This window comes from Pseudomonas sp. Irchel 3E20, from assembly GCF_900187645.1.
GTDB lineage: Bacteria > Pseudomonadota > Gammaproteobacteria > Pseudomonadales > Pseudomonadaceae > Aquipseudomonas.
In genome coordinates, this window is sequence record NZ_FYEE01000006.1 from 78928 (window position 1) to 100169 (window position 21242).

The 21242-nt window shown below is 65.0% G+C and carries 19 protein-coding genes; 8 read left to right on the forward strand and 11 right to left on the reverse strand.

Annotation, left to right across the window (positions count from 1 at the left end; genetic code table 11):
• Positions 1 to 167: 167 nt before the first annotated feature.
• Positions 168 to 1574 carry an adenosylmethionine--8-amino-7-oxononanoate transaminase gene (locus tag CKW13_RS13235; RefSeq protein WP_095109072.1) on the forward strand — a complete coding sequence of 469 codons (1407 nt, stop codon included), beginning with the start codon at positions 168 to 170 and terminating at the stop codon, positions 1572 to 1574.
• 156 nt (positions 1575 to 1730) lie between these two features.
• Entirely contained in the window at positions 1731 to 2450 is a 720-nt protein-coding gene (locus CKW13_RS13240; protein WP_095109073.1) for a 16S rRNA (uracil(1498)-N(3))-methyltransferase, read from the forward strand.
• Positions 2451 to 2491: 41 nt separating this feature from the next.
• Here the strand turns inward: CKW13_RS13240 and CKW13_RS13245 are convergent, their stop codons facing one another.
• Positions 2492 to 3388, reverse strand: coding sequence for a transporter substrate-binding domain-containing protein (locus tag CKW13_RS13245; RefSeq protein WP_095109074.1), 897 nt, complete (start codon positions 3386 to 3388; stop codon positions 2492 to 2494).
• Between the two features lie 37 nt (positions 3389 to 3425).
• Positions 3426 to 4667 carry a D-amino acid dehydrogenase gene (locus tag CKW13_RS13250; protein ID WP_095109075.1) on the reverse strand — a complete coding sequence of 414 codons (1242 nt, stop codon included), beginning with the start codon at positions 4665 to 4667 and terminating at the stop codon, positions 3426 to 3428.
• Between the two features lie 109 nt (positions 4668 to 4776).
• Here CKW13_RS13250 and CKW13_RS13255 point away from each other — a divergent pair, with 109 nt between their 5' ends.
• A complete protein-coding gene (locus CKW13_RS13255; protein WP_095109076.1) occupies positions 4777 to 5679 on the forward strand; it encodes a LysR substrate-binding domain-containing protein in 903 nt (300 codons plus the stop codon).
• 33 nt (positions 5680 to 5712) lie between these two features.
• Here CKW13_RS13255 and CKW13_RS13260 read toward each other — a convergent pair whose 3' ends face one another.
• The 9 genes from CKW13_RS13260 to pilG form a co-directional block, all read right to left on the reverse strand.
• On the reverse strand, positions 5713 to 6330 hold the full coding sequence (locus tag CKW13_RS13260; RefSeq protein ID WP_095109077.1) for a hemolysin III family protein: 618 nt from the start codon (positions 6328 to 6330) through the stop codon (positions 5713 to 5715).
• 27 nt (positions 6331 to 6357) lie between these two features.
• Positions 6358 to 6783: a hypothetical protein gene (locus CKW13_RS13265; RefSeq protein ID WP_095109078.1), complete on the reverse strand. Its 426-nt coding sequence runs from the start codon at positions 6781 to 6783 to the stop codon at positions 6358 to 6360.
• Positions 6761 to 7375 (reverse strand): transcriptional regulator, encoded by a 615-nt coding sequence (locus tag CKW13_RS13270; protein ID WP_095109079.1) that lies wholly within the window; start codon positions 7373 to 7375, stop codon positions 6761 to 6763. The genes CKW13_RS13265 and CKW13_RS13270 overlap by 23 nt, the downstream gene beginning before the upstream one ends.
• Before the next feature lie 70 nt (positions 7376 to 7445).
• A complete protein-coding gene (locus tag CKW13_RS13275) occupies positions 7446 to 7904 on the reverse strand; it encodes a chemotaxis protein CheW (RefSeq protein ID WP_095109080.1) in 459 nt (152 codons plus the stop codon).
• Positions 7897 to 13794: an Hpt domain-containing protein gene (locus tag CKW13_RS13280; protein ID WP_095109285.1), complete on the reverse strand. Its 5898-nt coding sequence runs from the start codon at positions 13792 to 13794 to the stop codon at positions 7897 to 7899. The genes CKW13_RS13275 and CKW13_RS13280 overlap by 8 nt, the downstream gene beginning before the upstream one ends.
• A 10-nt stretch (positions 13795 to 13804) precedes the next feature.
• Positions 13805 to 15865 (reverse strand): methyl-accepting chemotaxis protein, encoded by a 2061-nt coding sequence (locus CKW13_RS13285; protein ID WP_095109081.1) that lies wholly within the window; start codon positions 15863 to 15865, stop codon positions 13805 to 13807.
• 126 nt (positions 15866 to 15991) lie between these two features.
• A complete protein-coding gene (locus CKW13_RS13290) occupies positions 15992 to 16531 on the reverse strand; it encodes a chemotaxis protein CheW (protein WP_095109082.1) in 540 nt (179 codons plus the stop codon).
• A gap of 9 nt (positions 16532 to 16540) precedes the next feature.
• Positions 16541 to 16906 carry a twitching motility response regulator PilH gene (gene pilH / locus CKW13_RS13295; protein WP_095109083.1) on the reverse strand — a complete coding sequence of 122 codons (366 nt, stop codon included), beginning with the start codon at positions 16904 to 16906 and terminating at the stop codon, positions 16541 to 16543.
• A gap of 44 nt (positions 16907 to 16950) precedes the next feature.
• Positions 16951 to 17358, reverse strand: a complete 408-nt coding sequence (gene pilG, locus CKW13_RS13300) for a twitching motility response regulator PilG (protein WP_095109084.1) — start codon at positions 17356 to 17358, stop codon at positions 16951 to 16953.
• A 228-nt stretch (positions 17359 to 17586) separates the two neighbouring features.
• Here pilG and gshB point away from each other — a divergent pair, with 228 nt between their 5' ends.
• The 5 genes from gshB (at position 17587) to pyrR (ending at position 21233) form a co-directional block, all read left to right on the forward strand.
• Entirely contained in the window at positions 17587 to 18552 is a 966-nt protein-coding gene (gshB, locus tag CKW13_RS13305) for a glutathione synthase (protein ID WP_095109085.1), read from the forward strand.
• 90 nt (positions 18553 to 18642) lie between these two features.
• Positions 18643 to 19539 carry an energy transducer TonB gene (locus CKW13_RS13310; RefSeq protein WP_095109086.1) on the forward strand — a complete coding sequence of 299 codons (897 nt, stop codon included), beginning with the start codon at positions 18643 to 18645 and terminating at the stop codon, positions 19537 to 19539.
• Positions 19540 to 19633: 94 nt separating this feature from the next.
• Entirely contained in the window at positions 19634 to 20203 is a 570-nt protein-coding gene (locus CKW13_RS13315; RefSeq protein ID WP_095109087.1) for a YqgE/AlgH family protein, read from the forward strand.
• Entirely contained in the window at positions 20203 to 20640 is a 438-nt protein-coding gene (ruvX, locus tag CKW13_RS13320; protein WP_095109088.1) for a Holliday junction resolvase RuvX, read from the forward strand. The genes CKW13_RS13315 and ruvX overlap by 1 nt, the downstream gene beginning before the upstream one ends.
• Before the next feature lie 86 nt (positions 20641 to 20726).
• Entirely contained in the window at positions 20727 to 21233 is a 507-nt protein-coding gene (gene pyrR, locus CKW13_RS13325; protein WP_095109089.1) for a bifunctional pyr operon transcriptional regulator/uracil phosphoribosyltransferase PyrR, read from the forward strand.
• The last annotated feature ends 9 nt before the right edge of the window (positions 21234 to 21242 follow it).

The following is a 21242-nucleotide window of genomic DNA, read 5'->3' on the forward strand; positions in this document are numbered from 1 at the left end:
GCCAGACGGCTCACAGAGCGGCGAAGGATACGTCAGGCATCAGACGCCCGCCAGCGACGTCTATCGCCGCGCCCGGCGCGCTATGGGTTGTCCCGCGCCCACGCATTGCATAGGCTTGCGCGATTGTTTGTCCGTGTATGTCCCGGACCGCCTCCAGGAGAGCCCCAATGGGTCTGAATAATCAGTGGATGCAGCGCGACCTCGCGGTGTTGTGGCACCCGTGCACCCAGATGAAAGACCACGAGCAGCTGCCGCTGATCCCGATCAAGCGCGGTGAAGGTGTGTGGCTGGAAGATTTCGAAGGCAAGCGCTACCTGGACGCGGTCAGCTCCTGGTGGGTCAACGTGTTCGGCCACGCCAACCCGCGCATCAACCAGCGCATCAAGGACCAGGTCGACCAACTCGAACACGTGATCCTGGCCGGGTTCAGCCACCAACCGGTGATTGAGCTGTCCGAACGCCTGGTGAAGATGACGCCCGAAGGCCTGACGCGGTGCTTCTACGCCGATAACGGGTCATCCTGCATCGAAGTAGCGCTGAAAATGAGCTTTCACTACTGGCTCAACCGCGGCCAGCCGACCAAGAAGCGCTTCGTCACGCTGACCAACAGCTACCACGGCGAAACCATGGCGGCGATGTCGGTGGGCGATGTGCCGCTGTTCACCGAAACCTACAAGGCCCTGCTGCTAGACACCCTCAAGGTGCCCAGCCCCGACTGCTACCTGCGCCCCGAAGGCGTGAGCTGGGAAGAACACTCACGCACGATGTTCGCCGCCATGGAGCAGACCCTGGCCGAGCACCATGCCAGCGTGGCGGCGGTGATCGTCGAGCCGTTGATCCAGGGCGCGGGCGGCATGCGCATGTACCACCCGGTGTACCTGACGCTGCTGCGCGAGGCCTGCGACCGCTACGGCGTGCACCTGATCCTCGACGAAATCGCCGTGGGTTTTGGCCGCACGGGCACGATGTTCGCCTGCGAACAGGCCGGCATCCGCCCGGATTTCCTGTGCCTGTCCAAGGCCCTGACCGGCGGCTACCTGCCACTGGCGGCGTGCGTCACCACCGATGAGGTGTACAGCGCCTTCTACGACGACTACCCGACCCTGCGCGCCTTCCTCCATTCCCACAGCTACACCGGCAACCCGCTGGCCTGTGCGGCGGCGCTGGCGACCCTGGATATTTTCGAGCAAGACAACGTCATCGAGCACAACAAGGCCCTGGCCCGGCGCATGGCCACCTCCACCGCGCACCTGGCCGACCACCCCCACGTGGCCGAAGTGCGCCAGACCGGCATGGTGCTGGCCATCGAGATGGTTCAGGACAAGGCCAGCAAAACCGCCTACCCGTGGCAGGAACGCCGTGGCCTGAAGGTGTTCCAGCACGCCCTGGAGCGCGGCGCCCTGTTGCGCCCGCTGGGCAGCGTGGTGTATTTCCTGCCGCCCTACGTGATTACCCCCGAGCAGATCGACTTCCTCGCCGAGGTGGCCAGCGAAGGCATCGACATCGCCACCCGCAGCACAGTGAGCGTGGCAGTGCCGGAAAACTTCCACCCGGGGTTTCGTGATCCGGGTTGATTGAGTTCACCTTTATTTTTGTGGGGCCGGGGCGGCCGCCATCGCGAGCAGGCTCGCTCCCACAAAGGCCCGCGCCGTTCCCGGTGAAAGCGAGCCCGCTCGCGATAAGACCCGCAGGGCCTTCACCTGATCCACATGAATTACAGAGACCCACCCATGAGACTGTCCCGCTTCTTTACCGACACCCCGCTGAGCCTCGGCGAGCACGAACTGCCCGAGGCCCAGGCGCACTACATCAGCCGCGTGCTGCGCATGGCCGAAGGCGACGGGTTGCAGTTGTTCGACGGCTCGGGCCTGGAGTTTCGCGCCAGCCTGGTGGAAGTCGGCAAGAAGCGCGTACGTGTGCAGGTCACCGAGCGCTTTGCCGGGCAAGAAGAATCGCCGCTGCACATCCACCTGGGCCAGGGCCTGTCCCGGGGCGAACGCATGGATTGGGCAGTCCAGAAGGCCACCGAGCTTGGGGCCAATGAGATCACGCCGATTTTCACCGAGCGCTGCGAAGTGCGCCTCAAGGACGAACGCGCCGACAAGCGCCTGCTGCATTGGCGCCAGGTGGCCATCAGCGCCTGCGAACAATGCGGGCGCTCGCGGGTGCCGGTAATTCACCCGCCGCTGCTGCTGGCCGACTGGCTCAAACAGGCCGACGCCGCGCTGAAACTGGTGCTGCACCCGGTGGCCGAGCCGTTGCTCAGCCACGCCAAACCCGCTTCGCTGGCCTTTCTCATCGGCCCCGAGGGCGGTTTGACCGATGGCGAAGTGGCACAGGCCCGCCAGGCCGACTTCCACGCCGCCCGCCTCGGCCCACGGGTGCTGCGCACCGAAACCGCCCCCGTGGTCGCCCTGGCGGTGGCGCAGCAGTTGTGGGGTGATTTCTAGGCTCTCGCAGCCCGCTGCCACGTAGGCTTTCTCCCGCAGCCCTACTGCACCGGCTCACTCGTCGGCGCCGCAATCAGCGCCTTGAGCTCGCGGGTCATGGGGAATTCCAGGTTCAGGCCCTTGGGCGGGATGGGTTGCTCGAACCAGCGTTGGTAGATCCCGTGGATTTCCCCCGAGCGGTACAACTCGCCCAGGGTGTCGTTGACCAGGGCGAGGAACTGCGGGTCGTCCTTGCGCAGCATGCAGCTGTAGATTTCCCGCGATTGTTCCTCGCCCACCACCACCCACTTGTGCGGGTCGCGGGCCTTGGCCCGTTCGCCGTAGAGCAGCGCGTCGTCCATGTAAAACGCCTGGGCGCGGCCGGTTTCCAGCATTTGGAAGGCTTCGCCGTGGTCCTTGGCGCTAATCACCGCCATGCCCATGGTGTTTTCAGCGTTGTAGTTCTTCAGGTAACGCTCGTTGGTGGTGCCCGCCGTGGTCACCACGTTCTTGCCGCGCAGGTCGGCAAAACCCTGGATGCCGCTGTCTCTGGCGGTGAGCAACTGGCCTTTGACGTAGATAAAACCGTAAGAGAACGCCACCTGCTTCTGCCGCTCGGCGGTGACGCCGGTGGAGCCGCACTCCAGGTCCACGGTGCCGTTCTGCACCAAGGGGATGCGGGTTTGCGAGGTAACCAGGTTGTACTTGACCTTGAGCTTGGGCATATCCAGCTTGTTGCGCACCCGTTCAACCACTTTGGCCGCCAGATCGACGGAGTAACCCATGGGTTGGCCGCTGTGGTCGCCCACGTAGGAAAACGGCACCGAGGCGTCGCGGTAGCCCAGGGTGATGCTCTGGGCGCCGGCGATTTTGCCCAGGGTGCCCGCCAGGGGGGCTTCGTTGGCGTGCAACGGGGCGCAGAAGGCCAGGGCACAACCGATCAACGTGATTTTTTGCATTGTTATTCTCCGTTGTGGTTTTTCGCGGAACCAAGGCTCACGCCGCGCGGGGCGTGAGGCCTTGCATGTCGATGGCGGGCCTGCGCCCACCGATCAATTCACTGAGCAAACGCCCGCTGGCACAGGCCAGGGTAAAGCCCAGCGCACCGTGGCCGAGGTTGAGCCACAGGTTGCGGTACGCCGTGGCGCCGATCAGCGGCACGCCATTGGGCGTGGCCGGGCGCATGCCGGCCCACTCGATGGCGGCCTCATAATCGCCGGCCTCGGGGAACGTCTCGCGGGCCTGGCGCTTTATCAGGGCCAGGCGTTTGGGGTCCAGGGCCGGGTCGAAGCCGACGATATCCACCATCGCCGCCACCCGTAATTGCTGGCCGAGCCGCGCGTAGACGATCTTGCGGTCGTAATCGGTGATGCTCAACTGGGGCGCGCGGTGCTGCGGGCCAATCGGCACCGTCAGGCTGTAGCCCTTGAGCGGGTACAGCGGCATCTGCACGCCGGGCAGGCGCAACAGCGGGCTACGGTGCCCGGCGGCGATCACCAGGTGTTCCACCGCCAGCACCTCGTCGCCCAGCTCGATGGCCTGCACCACCCCGCCGGCGTGGCGCAACCCGGTGACCGCTTGGCCCAGGCGCAAGGTGCAACTGCGCGAAGCCTGGAGCCGGGCCAGCAGTTGTTGGCAAAAGGCGTGGCAGTCGCCAACCTCTTCCTCCGGGGTATAGATGCCGCCCACCAGTTCGCGGCGGGCCAGGGCCGGCTCCAGGCTGGCGCATTCGGTATCCGACAGCACCAATTGCTGCTGTGGCTCGATCAGCGCATGGCGGGCGCGCTCGAAGCTATAGGCATCGCGGAAGGTCACCAGTTTGCCGTTGCGCCGCCAGTGGAAATCCCCCAGCAGGTCTTCTTCGCGCCAGTCGCTCAAGGTGCGCTGGCTCAACAGCGCCAGGCGCAGCAGGTGGGCGGCGTTCTGGCGGTTGACCGAGGTGCGGCACGCCGCCAGGAACGCGCCCATCCAGCGCCACTGCGCCGGGTCCAGGCGCGGGCGCAGCTTGAGCGGGGAGTCGGCGCGCAACATCCAGCCCAACGCTTGCAAGGGCACGCCGGCATCGGCCAGGGGCGCGACATAGCGGTAGGACAACTGGCCGCCGTTGGCGAAACTGGCTTCCCCGCCCAGGTCCTGGCGCGCCTCCACCAGCGTCACCTCGACGCCGTCGCGCACCAGCGCATAGGCCGTTGCCAGGCCGACCACGCCGCCCCCGATGATGCAAACCCGCTGTGCCATGTCAGTCCTTGCCCTGTGGATAAATCAGGCGTTGAGGGTAGGCCCGGGTGACAGGCGCGGGACAATGAATAAAGATGGGCAACCCATAAACAAAGGTTATGGACTTGCCATGCGCTTGCGACATATCGAGATTTTCCAGGCCATCCGCCAGACCGGCTCGGTCAGCGGCGCCGCGCAGTTGCTGCACGTGTCTCAACCGGCGGTGACCAAAGTGCTGCAACACGCCGAGTTGCAGCTGGGCTTCCCGCTGTTTTTGCGGGTGCGCGGCAAGCTTCACGCCACCCCCGAAGCGCTGGAGTTGGAGCGCGAGGTCAGCAAGGTCAGCGAAAGCCTGCAAGGGGTGCGGCGCCTGGCCCAAAGCCTGCGCCGCGAACCGGGCCACAGCCTGCGTATCGGCGCTACGCCGGCGCTGGCCCTGTCGATCCTGCCGCCGGCCATCCACCAGTGGACGCAGCATTACCCCGACATCGCCTGCGAATTGTCCAGCGCCCACAGCCGCGAACTGACGCAAAACCTGCTGATGCGTGAAATCGATGTTGCCTTGACCCTGCAAAGCCCCGATCACCCGGGGCTCACGGCCCAGGCCCTGGCCGAGGGCGTGCTGGTGGTACTGGCCCCGGCCAACTACTGGCCGGCCGACACGGCGGGCCGGCCCCTGGCATTGATGGACCTGGCAGATGCGCCGTTGATTGGTTTGTCCAGCGCCGACCCGTTAGCGGCACGGCTCGACAGCTACCTGGAAGCGGTAGAACCGGCGCCGCGTATCCGCATTGCCGTGCAGACCTATTCCCTGGCCCGGGCCATGGTCGAATCGGGTGCGGGGCTGGCGGTGATCGACCCCTTCACCGCCCTCGGCGCCTCCACCGCCACCACCCGCATCCGCCCCCTCGCCCCGGCGCTGCCCATCACCCTCTACGCCGTCACCCGCGCCCACGAAGCCCCGGCCCACACCCTGGGCAGCCTGCTGCACATCGTCAGCAACAACGCCCGCCAAGCCCTGGCACGCCTGTAGCACGCGGGCAGTGCGTGGCAAACAGGACGGCGGTTAGAGCACGTAAAACAGAATCGCCACGAAATGCAGCAAGCTGCCGCCCATGACGAACAGGTGCCAAATGCCGTGGGCGTGGCGCAAACGGCTATCGAGGGCGAAGAAGATGATGCCCACGGTGTACAGCACCCCACCCGAGGCCAACCAGGCGAAACCGCTGGGGCCCAGGGCCACCAGCAACGGCTTGACCGCCACCAGCACGATCCAGCCCATCACCGCGTAAATCACGATGGATAAAATCCGCGCCTCGGAGCGGGGCTTGATCTCCTGCAAAATGCCGATCACCGCCAGCCCCCAGACAACCCCGAACAACGTCCAACCCCACGGCCCGCGCAGGGTCACCAGGCAAAATGGGGTGTAGCTGCCGGCGATCAGCAGGTAGATCGAAAAATGGTCGACCTTCTGCATGATCGCCTTCTTGCGCCCGCGCACGCTGTGGTACACGGTCGAGGCGCTGTACAGCACCAACAGCGTGAACCCGTAGATCGCCACGCTGACAATCTTCCAGGGGCTGCCGTCCAGGCTGGCGATCACCAGCAACCACACCGCCCCCACACACGCCGCCACCGCCCCGAGCAAATGGCTCCAGGCGTTGAATCTTTCCCCGTGATACATCGCTGCCTCGCTTTGGAAACGCTTAAATCAGAGCTGGTCCAGCACTTGCTGTACCTGCCCGCGCAGATGCTCGGCATGGCTCAACAATTCCGCCAACAGGGCGGGATCTTCATCCATATACCCCTCGTACTCCGCAAGGTTGCGCCGCTCATGGCACAACGCAAACAGGCGCACCGCAATCTTGCTCGCGTCCATCGTGTGAGCCAGGCATTGGAAAACCAGGTAGCGCTTGTCAGAACGGTACCCGCACAAGCGCAACGCGGTCAGCGCGATGGCGTGCGCGGCGTTGTAGGCCAGGTCAAAACGGCTGGCAAACGAGAGCTGGCTGACCTGTGCATCGCGCAAGCGATCCGTGGCCGAACGCATCAGCCCTTCACATTCCTTACGATCCGGCGGCTCAGCCTTCAAGCCGCCACTGCGAACCAGATTCTCAAGATTCTCGAGGTTTCCCATCCTTGGCCTCCAAAGGGTTACTGCCTATCAGGTTTATTTTCTCCTGCTGTGCAACCCGCTCTACGAAGCTGTTACCCGCCGCCCATTTGGCGGCCCAGTCTTGAGGTGTGTAGAGCGTAGGGTTGAGCGGGCGGCCCAGTTGCTCTTCGAGTGGCATCAACTGTTCCATCACGTCACTGTAGTGCAGCCCTTCGCCGATCAGCATCAGGTCTATGTCACTGGATGAGTTGACCTGGTTCTTGGCAACAGAGCCGTAAATGAACGCCCACGTCAGCTGCTTGGCAAATGGCGCCAGGGCTGCGCGCAAAGGTTGGGCGATGCCGAAGGTCTTGCGGGCAATGCCAAGCAGTTCGGCATAAATGGGGCAGTCAGGGTTGGCCTGATAGTGGGTCTGATTGCCCTGGCGGGTCATGGTCAGCACACCTGCCGCCAGTAACCGCTCCAGTTCGCGCATCAGACTGCCCCTACCCACCTGCGCCGAACGTGCGATTTCGTTGGCGTAGAAGCTGCGCTCGGGGCTGCTGAAGAGCAATCCCAGGACTTTCTGCTGGGTTGAAGTAAACAGGGCATCACTGAGTGAAGCACTTTCCATGACCATGCTCGATAAGTCCCAAAAAGGGAACGATAAGTCCCTTTTTGGGACTTATCAACCGGCAATGCCCCTACCCCACCAACCCCGCCTCCACCAGCAAGGCCTCAAGCCCCGGCAAGTCCGGGACTTTGGCCACTTGGTCGGCGATTTGCACGGCGGCTTTTTCCAGGGGGCAGAGGGGCACGTCCACGTAGCTCAGTTGGCTGTCGAGCTTGCAGGAGCGCGGGATGCCCTGCACCAACAGGCCAATAAATTTAAGGCCCGCATGGCCGCCCAGGGCGTTGAGGACGACGATGCGGGCGCGTTCGCCGATGACGGTTTTCTGCCCGCAGGCCGATTCAAAACTCAGCAGCGGGATGTGCCGGTCCCGCCAGGTCACGCGGCCCAAGTACCAGGGCGGGGTGTCGAGGTCGAAGGTGCCGGGCTGGTAGTCGATCAGTTCGGCGATGGCCACGTTGGGCAGGATCAGGTGGCGGTCGCCCAAGGGCAGGAGCAGCCCGGTAAGGCTGCTGACGCGGTGGTCACGCATGGGGTTTGCTCCACAGGCCGATGCTTTCAAGCAAGACCGACTCCTGGTACGGCTTGCCCAGGTAGTCGTTGACGCCGATGGCCATGGCGCGGTCGCGGTGTTTCTGGCCGGTGCGCGAGGTAATCATGATGATCGGCAGCTGTTGCAGGCGCGGATGGTTGCGCACGGCGATGGCCACTTCAAAGCCATCCATGCGCGGCATTTCGATGTCCAGCAGCATCAGGTCGGGGGTGTGTTCTTCCAGCAGAGCCATGGCGTCCACGCCGTCTTTGGCGGTGAGGACGTTCATGCCGTGGCGTTCCAGCAAGCGGCTGGTGACTTTGCGCACGGTGACCGAGTCGTCCACCACCAGCACCAGCATGGGCCGGCGTACCTGGCTGTCGCCCGCCGCGCCGTCGCCGCTGCGCTGTTGCGGCAGGCGTGTGTGCAGGGCGCGCATATGGGCCAGCAGGTCGAGGATCAGCACCACCCGGCCATCGCCCAGGATGGTCGCCCCGGACAGCCCCTGCACGGCGGCGAACTGCGGCCCCAGGCTCTTGACCACGATTTCGCGGCTGCCGGCCATGGCGTCCACCTGCACCGCGATGCGCCGCTCGTCAACGTGCACCAACAGCACCGGCAGCGCCTGGTTTTCCCCTAGCGAGCGCGGTCGGGCGACGGTGCCGAGCAGTTCGCCCAAGTAGCACAACTCGTAGCGCTGCCCGGCGTATTCATAGTGCGGCGCGTCGAGTTGGTAGCAGGCCTCCAGCTCGTTGGGCAGCACCCGCACGATGCCTTCGATGGTGTTGAGCGGGATCGCGTATTGCTCCTCCACGCACTGCACCATCAGGGCCTGGTTGACCGACAGGGTGAACGGCAGACGAATGCGAAAGTGCACGCCCAGGCCCGGAGTGGAGTCGATGCTCATGCTGCCGCCCAGTTGCCGCACTTCTTCGTGGACCACGTCCATGCCCACGCCACGCCCGGAAATCTGGGTGATTTTTTCGGCGGTGGAAAACCCCGGTTGCAGGATGAATTGCAGCACTTCGCGGTCGCTGATTTGGGCGGCGGGGTCCAGCAGGCCGCGGTTGATCGCCTTGCGCCGCACCGCTTCGAGCGGCACCCCGGCGCCGTCGTCGCGGATGTCGAAGACGATGTCGCCGCCCTCGTGAGACAGGTCCAGGGTGATGCGCCCCTGGGCCGGTTTGCCGGCGGCCAGGCGCACCGCAGCGGCCTCCAGGCCATGGTCGACGGAGTTGCGCAACATGTGTTCCAGGGGGGCGACCATGCGTTCGAGCACGTTGCGGTCCATCTCGCCCTGGGCGTTGCCGACCACGAAGGCCACGTCCTTGCCCAACTCGCCGGCCACCTGGCGCACGATGCGCTTGAGGCGCGGCAGCATGCGCTCGAACGGCACCATGCGCGTGCCCATCAGGCCTTCTTGCAGCTCGGTGTTGACCCGGCCCTGCTGCTGCAACAGGTTTTGTGCGTCGTAGGTGCGCCGGCCGAGGGTTTCCTTGAGGTCGAGCAGGTCCGAGGCGGACTCGGACAAGGCCCGCGACAGTTGCTGCAAGAGGGAGTGGCGGTCCATTTCCAGTGGGTCGAATTCTTCGTAGCCCTGGTGCTCGGCCTCCATTTGCTGCTGGCCGAGGGTGCGCGCCTGGGTTTCGGTTTCCAGGCGCCGCAGTTGATCGCGCATGCGTTCGAGGGTGGTTTCCATCTCGCCCAGGGCAGTGCGGGCGTCGTTGACCTGCTGTTCGATGCGGCCACGGAAGATCGAGGTTTCGCCGGCCAGGTTGACGAGGTCGTCGAGCAGTTGCGCCGAAACCTTGACCATGTCGGCGCTGCTTGTTTCCTGGGGAGCGGGCGGTGCAACCTCGACGGCGGCGGGCGCGGGTTCGGCGGCGGGTGGCGCCACGGGGCATTGGGCGAAGCTGCGGATGGCTTCAATCAGGCTGTCGGCGGCCAGCACCGGGCGGGCGGCGCGGGCCGCTTCGAGCATCTGGGCGAGGCGGTCGTGGCAGCTTTGCAACAGGGTGAAGAGTTCCTGGGAGGGCAGCAATTGCCCGGCCGAGAGGCCTTCGTAGAGAAATTCCAGTTCATGGGCCAGGTCGCCGATCGGGCCGATTTCGACCATCCGCGCACCGCCCTTGAGGGTGTGCAGGTCACGCAGCAGGGTTTCCAGTTCCTGGCGGCCATGCGGCTCGGCTTGCCAACGCAGCAACGCGGCGCCGGAGCTGTCGATGATGTCAAAGCCTTCTTCGAGGAAGATTTCCAGCAGTTCCGGGTCGGCCCCGGCGCTGTCCGCCACCGGTTCGGCCACGGTCTCACTCGCCGCAGGGCTGGCGGCCTGCTGGCGGAAATCGCGGATGGCGTCGATCAAAAACCCTGGGTCTTCCAAGGGATGGTGCTGCTGCAAGTCTTCCAGCAGCAACGCCAGCAGGTCATGGCTGTGTTGCAACAGCAGCGCCAGCTCCTGGCTGTAGGCGTAGCGCCGGTCCACCAGGTCTTCGTAGAGGCTTTGCAGTTCATGGGCCAGGTCGCCCACCGGCGCCACGTTGGCCATGCGCGCACCGCCCTTGAGGGTATGCAGGTCCCGTTGCAGCGATTGCAAGGGCGCGCTGTTGTCCGGTTCGTCGAGCCAGCGTTGCAGGGCCTGGCCGGCGCTTTCGAGGATGTCCGTCGCTTCATCGAGGAAGATCGCCACGATCTCGTCGTCCACCGGCGCGGTGTGCGCCAGTTCGGCAGTGGCGGTGCCCAGGTCGCTGATGCTCAGGGTGCGGTTGGCATCGCTGCGGATCAGCCCGGTGGCGGACGGGTCCAGGCTTTGCCCGAGCAACTCGCGCAGGGCCTTGACCCGCGCCGGTTGCGGGCTGATTTCCTGCCCGGCGGCCAATTGGTCGAGCATGCTGATAAGGGCTTCGTGGGCGCTGTCGGCCTCGCGAAAAAACGCTTCGCTGACCGCCAGGCTGCTTTCTTCGACGGCGCCGTAGAGGTCGAGCAGGGCCTCGCACAGCTCATCCATCGGGTGCAGCTCGGCCAGGTGCGCGCCTTCGCCCAGGGTGGTCAGTTCGTCCAGCAGGGCACTCAGTTCCTGGCGCTCGCCGGGGTGCTGCTGCCAACGCTGCAACAGGGTTTCGGCGTCGAGCAGGATGTCCATGCCCTGGGCCAGGAAGTTGCTGATGAGCTGCGGGTCGCGCTTGACCCGCAGGCCGCCACTGGGGGCGTTGAGGATGGCTTGCAGGCGTTCGGCAAGAAGCTTTTGCGTGCGTTCGATCAACGCCGCGGCCCCCTCGATGCGCGCCAACGGGTCCAGGTGCAGGTGCTTCAAACCACGGCGCAGCAGGCCTTCGGCTTCGAGCAGCAGTTCCACTTCGTCCAGGTCCAGGGGCAACTGGTGCGCCTTGTACTCGCGGGCCAAGTGGTCCAGGGGCGCGGCCAACTCGGCCATCGGCAGCACGCCGGCCATGGAGGCGCTGCCCTTGAGGGTGTGCAGGGCCCGTTGCAATTCGTCACTGGCCTGCAACGGCAGGTGCTCGGCGGCCTGGTCGAGAAAGCGGTTGAGGCTGTCGAGGTGGGCCTGGGCCTCGGTGCGGAAAATCTCCAGCAGTTGCGGGTCCAGCGCCGCCGGGGCGGCGACCGTGGTTTGGTCGCCCCGGGCCAGGGCATGGGCGCGGGCCGCCAGTTGATCGACCTCATCGCGCTGGCGCTGGGCCTGGGCGGCGAAATCGGCGATCAGGCGCGGCAGCAGGCTGACCACTTCGTCGAGCAACTGATGCAGCGCCGGCGAAGGTTCGACGCTGTGTTCCAGCACGCGGTTGAGCAGGTTTTCCACGGCCCAGGCCAGTTCGCCCAGCACCAGGGCACGGACCATGCGCCCGCTGCCCTTGAGGGTGTGGAAGGCGCGGCGCAGCTCGCTCAGGGCCGAAGCGTCGGTGGGGTCGGCGTGCCATTGCGGGAGAAATTCATGGAGCACTTCGAGGACTTCGTCGGTTTCTTCGAGGAACACCTCATGCAACTCCTCGTCCACCGGCGCTTCGCCCGTGGGCGGCGGCAGCAGGCTGCCGGGGGTGTGCCGCGCGGGCGGGTTGAGGCTTGACACCGGCCCGGCCAGCACATCGGCCAGGGACTGGGCGACCTCGGCGTCGTCCAGTTCCTGCAAGTCGTGCATCACCAGCGCTTCGTTGGGGCTCAGGGGTTGGCTCAGCACCGGCACATGGGGCTCGGCCGGCAGGTAACCGAGGGCCGCCAGGCTTTCTTCAGCCGCGTCCAGCACGGTTTCGCCGGGGGCCAACGGGTCCTGGTCGAGGCGTTCAAGGTAATACTCGATGCTGCTCAGGGCGTCGGCCAGGTGTTCCAGTTGCTCCCAATCGGGCGGCGTAGGGCTGCCCAGCAGATGCTCGCGGACAAAGCCGTTGCAGGCCTCCAGCAGGCCCGCGCCCCGGCTCAGGGGGATCATCGCCAACGCGCCGCGCACCTGGGTCAGCAGCTCGGGCAGGTCCTGGACCTGGCTGCGGTCCCATTCGCCGTCGATGTAGTCGACGATCATGTCCTTGGCCTGTTGCAGGCAGGCCTGGGCTTCCTTGATGACCAATTGGTGGATCTGGGTCAGGTCGGTGGTGGGCAGGTGGCTTTCCTCGCGGCGCTGCGCCTCGACGGTGCCGACCATCCCGGCCAGTGTGGCTTCGACGTACAGCAGCGCCCCGGCGACGTCCATCAACACTGCGTCGTTGGGCTCGCGCTGGCCTTGGGCCAGGCTCTGCACCACCGCCAATTGGTCGATTATCACTTTGCGCGGCTGGCCGAAACCCAGCACCGCCAGGGTGTCGGCGATCTGCCGCAACGGCGCCAGGAGGCTGTCCAGGTCCGAGGTGTGCTGGCGGTCGCTGCGCACGAACAGGTCCAGGCGTTCCTTGACCCGCACCAACTCCTCGCACAGGGCGGCGAGCACCGAGCGCATGGCGTCGCGGTCCGGCCCGGCCAGGCGCGCGCGTTCTTCATCGACCACGGCGCTGTCAGGCAAGGCGTCGTCGAGTCCGTAGGCTTCTTTCATGGTCTGCATCTGTCCGCTGGGATGTTCGGCTTTGGCGATATAAAACAACAGGCTGGTGAGCAAGTGCGGCGGCGCGGGCTGGTTGACCCCGGCCATACCCTGGTCGAGCAAGCGCTTGAGTTCTTGGTCAGCGTCCTTGAACAGGCTGCGCAGGGCCGGGCTGTTGCCGATACTGCCTGTGCGCATGCCGTCCACCAGCGCTGCCGCCACTTGCCACAAGGGCTCCAGCGGCGCATTGCGGCACAAGGCCTGGAGCCGGCCAAACACGGTGGCCAAGCGCGCCAGGTTGGCGTCGTCGTCCTGCTCGCGCAGCAACCCCGCCAACGCGGTTTGCAGCCCCTGGCGCAATTTGCGCAGTACCACGGGCAAGTCGGGCGGCTCCAGCAGGGCCAGGGCATAGTCGTCCAGGGCGGGGATCACCGGCAGTTGCGGGCTGAACAGGCTGGTTTCCGACAGCAGGCTTTCACCCCGGGCGCTGCGCAAATCGTTGAGCAGGGGCAGCACCACCAGGGGCAGGTCGCGCCGTGCGCTTTGCACGCGCTCCAGGTAGATCGGCAACTGCACCAGGGCCTGACGTAGCAGGCCGATGGCTTCGTCGCGGTGGCCGGCGCGGCCCTGTTGCACGGCCAGGGCCAGTTGTTCCATCTCTTCGGCCAGCAGCGCCGCGCCGTAGAACTCGACCATCTGCAGGCAACCGTGGACCTGATGAACGCTTGCCAGGCACCGTTCGAGGGCCTCGGCATCGTGCTCGCCGGCCTCGGTGCCCAGGCTGTCGAGGGCGGCCAGGGCTTGCTTGAGGGTTTCGGCGATTTCACCCTTGACCCATTCCAGGCCCACATAGTCGTGCCGGTCGACCATCACCATGGCCTCACGCGTGCTCGACGCCCGGCTCGGGGGCGGCGGGCAAGGTAAAGCCCGACACCGAGCGGCGCAGTTGGCTGGCCATTTTCGCCAGGTTGCCAATGCTTTCGGCGGTGGCGGTGGAGCCGGAGGAGGTTTGCGAGGTGATCTGCTGGATCACGTTCATGGTCAGGGAAATCTGCCCCGCCGACAGGGTTTGCTGCTGCGCCGCGTTGGAAATGCTCTGGATCAGCGCCGCGAGGGTCTTGGACACGCCTTCGATTTCTTCCAGGGCCACGCCTGCGTCCTGGGCCAAGCGGGCGCCACGCACCACTTCGGTGGTGGTCTGCTCCATGGAAATCACCGCTTCGTTGGTGTCGGTCTGGATCGCCCGCACCAGGGTTTCGATCTGCCGGGTCGCCGCCGAGGAACGCTCGGCCAGGCGCTGCACTTCGTCGGCCACCACGGCAAAGCCGCGGCCGGCGTCACCGGCCATGGAGGCCTGGATCGCCGCGTTGAGGGCGAGTATGTTGGTTTGGTCGGCAATATCGTCGATCAAGCTGACAATATCGCCGATTTCCTGGGAAGACTCGCCCAAGCGTTTGATCCGTTTAGCGGTGTCCTGGATCTGTTCGCGGATGTTGTCCATGCCGTAGATGGTGTTGTGCACCACCTCGTTGCCCTTGTTGGCGATTTCCACCGAGCGTTCGGCCACTGCGGAGGACTCGGCGGCATTGGCCGAGACCTGGTCGATGGAGCGGGCCATGTCATTGATGGAGGTCGAGGCCTCGCTGATCTGCTGGGCCTGGTGTTCCGAGGCCTGCGCCAGGTGCATGGCGTTGGCCTGGGTTTCCTGCACGGCGGCGGCGACGAGGCCGGCGGTGAGGTTGATGGTGGCCACCAGGTCGCGCAGTTGGTCCACCGAATAGTTGATCGAGTCGGCGATGGTGCCGGTGAAGTCCTCGGTGACCGACGCGGTCACGGTCAGGTCGCCGTCGGCGAGGTCGGCGATTTCGTCCAGCAGGCGCATGATCGCGTTCTGGTTGCGTTCGTTTTTCTGCGCCGTTTCGCGCAACTGGCGGTTCGTCTCGCGCACCATCACCAGGCCGATCAGGATGATCGAGGCCAAGGCCAGCAGGCCCAGCACGTAGCCGCCCACCGCGTTGACGGTGCGCCCCTCGGCCAGGTTCTCGAAACCGCTGGCCAGCAGCGAGGCTTCGTCGAGCAGGGTCTGGGACAGGTTGAAAATGTTGCCCGCCGACTCGCGGACCTTGAACAGCTCGGGCGAGGTTTCGAGGATTTCGTCCACGGAGCCGGAGACGAACTGGAACAACTCGGCGATTTCCGCCAACCGCGCGCGGGCGTCGCGGTCCTCGACCTGGCTGACCTTGAGCAGCGTGTTGCCCTGGAGCATGCCGTTGAGCACCTGGCCGAAGCGCGCGGCGTCGCGGCCAAAGGCATCGGCGGCCTGCACCGCGTTTTCGTCCCCCGCCAGCACGGTGTTCACTGCACCCAGGATGCGCTCGGCCAGCAACGATTGGCGCTGGGCCATGGCCACTTGTCCGGCCGGGGCGCCGCGTTGCAGGAGGATCTCCACGACTTTTTCGTATTCGACCTGCAATTGCGGCACGGTTTCGGCCAGGGTGGCGGCGACCTGATGCAGCGACAGTACGGTCTGTTCGCTGGACAGGATGGCGTCGGCGTTTTTCAGCAGGCGCTCCCAGTCGAGCTGCACCGCGCGCATTTGCGGGCGCACCGCCGACGGCGCACCGGGCAGGCCGGTGGCCGGGTCGCCTTTTTTCAGGTAACCCCAGCGCTGGGCAAAATCGTTGCGCGCGTCGCTGAGCAGCTTGAACGCCGCAGCCTTGCCGGCGGCGGCCTCGGTGGCGTTCTTCGCGATGCGCTGGGACAGCACCCGCAGCTCACCGGCGTGGCCGATGTACTGCTTGTCGTAGTTCGACTGGGTATTGAGGTAGGCGAAGTTGGCGAACAACAACACGATGAACACGATCAGGGCCATGAACAGCACGATGATCTGCGAACGGCTGCGCGACGCTTCCATGGGCTTGGCGGTTTTTGCTTTTGTCATCGATCAGGTCCCCACCTGTCGCCACAGGCACCGTGGCCAGCGGGCTTGTCCGCGAGTGAGCGCAAGGCGCTCTTGAAGTGAATCGGTTAAACCATGGAGCCGGGCCCACCTAAGCGAACCCCGCCTTCACAGGGCTACATTCATGAAACCTTGCGACTGCGCCAGGGCGAACGGGCTGAACACCTGCCAGGACTGCTCCCCGGGGAACCGCCCCTTGACGAACGCGCTCATGGCGCCATCCAGGTCGTCCATCAGCAACGGCTCCAGGCTGTCCTGGGCAAAGTGCTGCAAACCGCAAACTTCATCGACCATCAGCCCCGCGAACACATCGCGGTGCTCGACCACCAGCACCCGCCGCTGCTTGCGCCGGGCCGACAGTTCGTGGCCGAAAAAGCCGCACAGGTCCATTACCGGCAACAGCCGCCCCCGCAGATTAGCCACTCCCTTGACCCACGTCTTGACCCCGGGCAACAGGGTGTACCGCGGCTCGTGCAAAACCTCGCTGACTTCGCCCATGGGCGCCACGTACCAGTGCGCGCCGATGCGAAAGCCGATCCCGCTCCAACTCTGCTGGCGGGTTTCCTGGGACGGCAGGTCGGCGGCCAGCAGGCGGCAGCGTTGGTCGATATCCAGTAGCAGCTCAAACGCGGTGAGGGAATCGGTCATGGCCGCGGGTCAGCCGGCCAGGACTTTGTTCAGGGTCTTTATCAGGGTGTCTTCGTCCACCGGTTTGGTCAGGTAGTCCCGCGCGCCCTGGCGCGTGCCCCAGACCTTGTCGGTTTCCTGGTCCTTGGTGGTGATGATGATGACCGGGATGTGGCTGGTGTCGGCGTCCTTGGTCAACTGGCGCGTGGCCTGGAAGCCGTTGAGGCCGGGCATGACGATGTCCATCAGCACCGCGTCGGGTTTTTCCTGGCGGGCCAGGGCGACGCCATCGGCGCCGTTTTCCGCTTTCAATACCTGGTGGCCGTGCTTTTCCAGCATGCCGGTCAGTTTGTACATTTCAGTCGGCGAGTCATCGACGATCAGAATACGTGCCATGGTCTTCCCCATTTCCAAAAGCCGAGCGGCCCAATGGCCGCCCGTCAATGTGCTTGTTCTACTGCGGCGAACCCCGGCACATGGGCCTTGATTGCGCTGAGCAATTCTTCCTTGCTGAAAGGCTTGGTCAAAAACTGATCGGAACCGACGATCCGCCCCTTGGCCTTGTCGAACAGGCCGTCCTTGGAGGACAGCATAATCACGGGCGTGGCCTTGAAGGCGCTGTTGTTCTTAATCAGGGCGCAGGTCTGATAGCCGTCCAGGCGCGGCATCATGATGTCGACGAAGATAATGCCGGGGTGGTGATCGACGATCTTGGCCAGCGCATCAAAGCCATCGACCGCGGTGATGACTTCACAGCCCACGTTCTTCAACAGTGTTTCAGCGGTGCGCCGAATCGTCTTGGAGTCGTCGATGACCATGACTTTCAAGGCGCTGGAGTGCTGTTCCATATCTGCTTGTACCATCGCCACAGCGAATCGGTTGTGTCCGTATACGGGCACCGTCACTCAAAAGCCTTGATGGCCAAGGGCTCGAAACGGCATGGGAGCCTTTTTAGCACAGTCGCCAGCGTCAATCTATCGGCTCGCCCGCCGGGTGGTTTTTCCTTGACCGGGAACACCCCGGGCGCCACTCTGACGCCACTTTTGTGCGCCCCAATCTGCTAGAGGAAACCCCCCATGAGCGTTCGCGTCGGCATTGTCATGGACCCCATCGCCAGCATTTCCTATAAGAAGGACAGCTCGCTGGCCATGCTGCTCGCCGCCCAGGCCCGCGGCTGGACGCTGTTCTATATGGAACAGCAGGATCTTTACCAGAACGCCGGCGTGGCCCGGGCGCGGATGCGGCCATTGCAGGTGTTCGCCAACCCCGAGCACTGGTTCGAGTTGCAGGCCGAGACGGACGCGCCGCTGAGCGACCTGGACGTGATCCTGATGCGCAAGGACCCGCCCTTCGACATGGAATTCGTCTACAGCACTTACTTGCTGGAGCAGGCCGAGCGCGCCGGGGTGCTGGTGGTCAACAAGCCGCAAAGCCTGCGCGACTGCAATGAAAAACTGTTCGCCACCCAGTTCCCGCAGTGCACACCGCCCACGGTGGTGAGCCGCCGCGCCGATGTGCTGCGCGAATTTGCCGCACTGCATGGCGACGTCATCCTCAAACCGCTGGACGGCATGGGCGGCACCTCGATCTTCCGCCACCGCGTAGGCGACCCGAACCTGTCGGTGATTCTCGAAACCCTGACCGCCAACGGCACCCAGCAAATCATGGCCCAGGGCTATTTGCCGGCGATCAAGGACGGCGACAAGCGCATTCTGATGATCGACGGCGAACCGGTACCCTACTGCCTGGCGCGCATCCCGGCAGCCGGCGAAACCCGCGGCAACCTGGCGGCCGGCGGGCGTGGCGAAGCACGGCCGCTGACCGATAAGGATCGCTGGATCGCCGCCCAGGTCGGCCCGACCCTGCGGGAAAAGGGCCTGCTGTTCGTGGGCCTGGACGTGATCGGCGAGCACCTGACCGAAATCAACGTCACCAGCCCCACCTGCATCCGCGAAATCGACAATGCCTTCGGCACCAACATCGGCGAACTGCTGATGGCGGCCATTGCTGGCAAGCTGCAAGCCGCCAGCGCCAAGCCATAAGCCTAAGGCCCACGCCCCAAAGCTTGCAGCTAAAAACCCACATCGCGCTATCATGCCGAGCCTCGATACACGCGATGTTGGTTTTTTGCCATGACCCTCCCTTCCGAGCTGCCTCCCGAACTCACCCACCGCGGTGTGCGCCCGGCCGATCGCCTCGGATTTACCCTGCTGGTCGCCGCGCTGGTTCACCTGGCGCTGCTTCTGGGCGTGGGCTTTACCTTCGTCGAGCCCAAACAAGTCAGCCAAACGCTGGAAATCACCCTGTCGATGTTCAAAAGCCAGGCCGCGCCGAAGAAGGCCGACTTCATCGCCCAGGACAACCAGCAGGGCAGCGGTACGCTGGACAAGAAAGCCATCCCCACCACCACCGAAGTGGCGCCGATGCAGAGCACCGAGGTGAAAAAAGTGGTGCCACCACCCTCGAAGAAAAACGAAGTCGAGCAGACCACCACCAAGGCAGCCGTCGCCACCACCGCTCCCAAGCCGAAAAAAACCACCACCCCCCGCGAAGCAGTGAAAACCGCCGAAGCGCCCAAGGCGCCGCCAAGCTTCGACAGCGCCCAACTGTCCAGCGACATCGCCAGCCTGGAGGCCGAACTGGCTAACGAACGCCAGTTGTACGCCAAGCGCCCGCGTATCCACCGCATCAACGCGGCCTCGACCATGCGCGACAAGGGCGCCTGGTACAAAGACGAATGGCGCAAGAAGATCGAGCGCATCGGCAACCTCAACTACCCGGACGAAGCCCGGCGCCAGCAGATCTACGGCAGCCTGCGGCTGATGGTGGCCATCAACCGAGATGGCTCGTTGCATGAAGTGCTGGTGCTGGAGTCCTCGGGCCAGCCCCTGCTGGATCAAGCCGCGCAACGCATCGTGCGCCTGAGCGCGCCCTTCGCCCCGTTCAGCGGCGACTTGGCAGATATCGATCGCCTGGAAATCATCCGCACCTGGAAGTTCGCGCGCGGGGATCGCTTGTCCAGCAATTGACGGGGCCGCCCAGGCCGATTCATGGCACAACGCCAGAGTTTTCCCGCACATCCCCAGCTTGTCAGTTCGCCACACCGACGCCACACTAGCGCCCATGAAAAACGTCAGCCCCAGCTACCTCTCGCATCACTTCCTGATCGCCATGCCCCACATGGTGGACCCGAACTTTGCGCATACCTTGACCTACATCGTCGAGCACACTGCCAATGGGGCCATGGGGCTGGTGGTCAACCGCCCGCAAGACATCACGCTGGCGGACATCCTCGAACAATTGCGCCCCGAGATCGAACCGCCAGCCCTGTGCCAGCACGTGCCGATCTTCCTCGGCGGCCCGGTGAGCAAGGACCGCGGTTTCGTCCTGCACCCCAGCGGCCAAACCTTCCAGGCCACCATCGAACTGGGCGGCGTGGCACTGTCCAGCTCCCAGGACGTGCTGTTCGCCATCGCCGACGGCAGGGGCCCGTCCAAGAGCCTGATCGCCCTGGGCTATGCCGGTTGGGAGCCGGGGCAATTGGAGGCCGAGCTGGCCGCCAACGCCTGGCTGACCTGCCCGTTCGACGCCGACATCCTGTTCAACACCAGCAGCGAGCAGCGCCTGGAAGCCGCCGCCCGACAACTGGGGGTCAACCTCAACCTAATCACCAGCCAGGCGGGGCACGCCTGATGGCGCTGCGGCTGATCCTGGGTTTTGACTACGGCACCAAGCAGATCGGCGTCGCCGTGGGCCAAGTAATTACCGGCCAGGCCCGTGCGCTGTGCACCCTCAAGGCGCAGAACGGTATCCCCGACTGGAACCAGGTCGAGGCCCTGATAAAAGAATGGAAACCCGACGCCGTTGTTGTCGGCCTGCCGTTGAACATGGACGGCACCCCCAGCGACATGTGCCTGCGCGCGGAGAAATTCGCCCGACGCCTCAACGGCCGCTTCAACCTGCCCTTCTATACCCACGACGAACGCCTGACCACGTTCGAGGCCAAGGGCGAACGCCTGGCCCGTGGCGGGCAAAAAGGCAGTTACCGCGATAACCCGGTCGACGCCATCGCCGCCGCCCTGCTGCTGCAAGGCTGGCTCGACGAAAACACTGCTTTGTTCGAATCCTGACGGGGTGCGGCCAAGGGCCGCGCCTCTCTTCGTTTCAGCCCGGACCCTGCCATCATTGGCCGAGCCGCGCCCTTGAAGGAGCCACCATGAGCCTGCCCAACCCCGCCGAACTGATCCGCCAGATGGCCGTCGATCTCAAGGCCCACCTGGCCCGCCGCGCCATCAGCGAACCGCGCTACATCGGCATCCGCACCGGCGGCGTGTGGGTGGCCCAGGCGCTGCTGCAAGAGCTGGGCAGCGATTCGCCCCTGGGCACCCTGGACGTGTCCTTCTACCGCGACGACTTCAGCCAGAACGGCCTGCACCCGCAAGTGCGGCCCTCCGAGTTGCCCTTCGAGATCGAGGGCCAGCACCTGGTGCTGATCGACGACGTGCTGATGAGCGGGCGCACCATCCGCGCCGCCCTCAACGAACTCTTCGACTACGGCCGCCCGGCCAGCGTGACCCTGGTCAGCCTGCTGGACCTGGACGCCGGCGAGTTGCCGATCCGCCCCAACGTGGTCGGCGCCACCCTGAGCCTGGCCGCCCATGAGCGGGTCAAGCTCTGCGGCCCGGCGCCGCTGCAACTCGAACTCCAAGATCTTGCCCTTTAAGAGTCCATC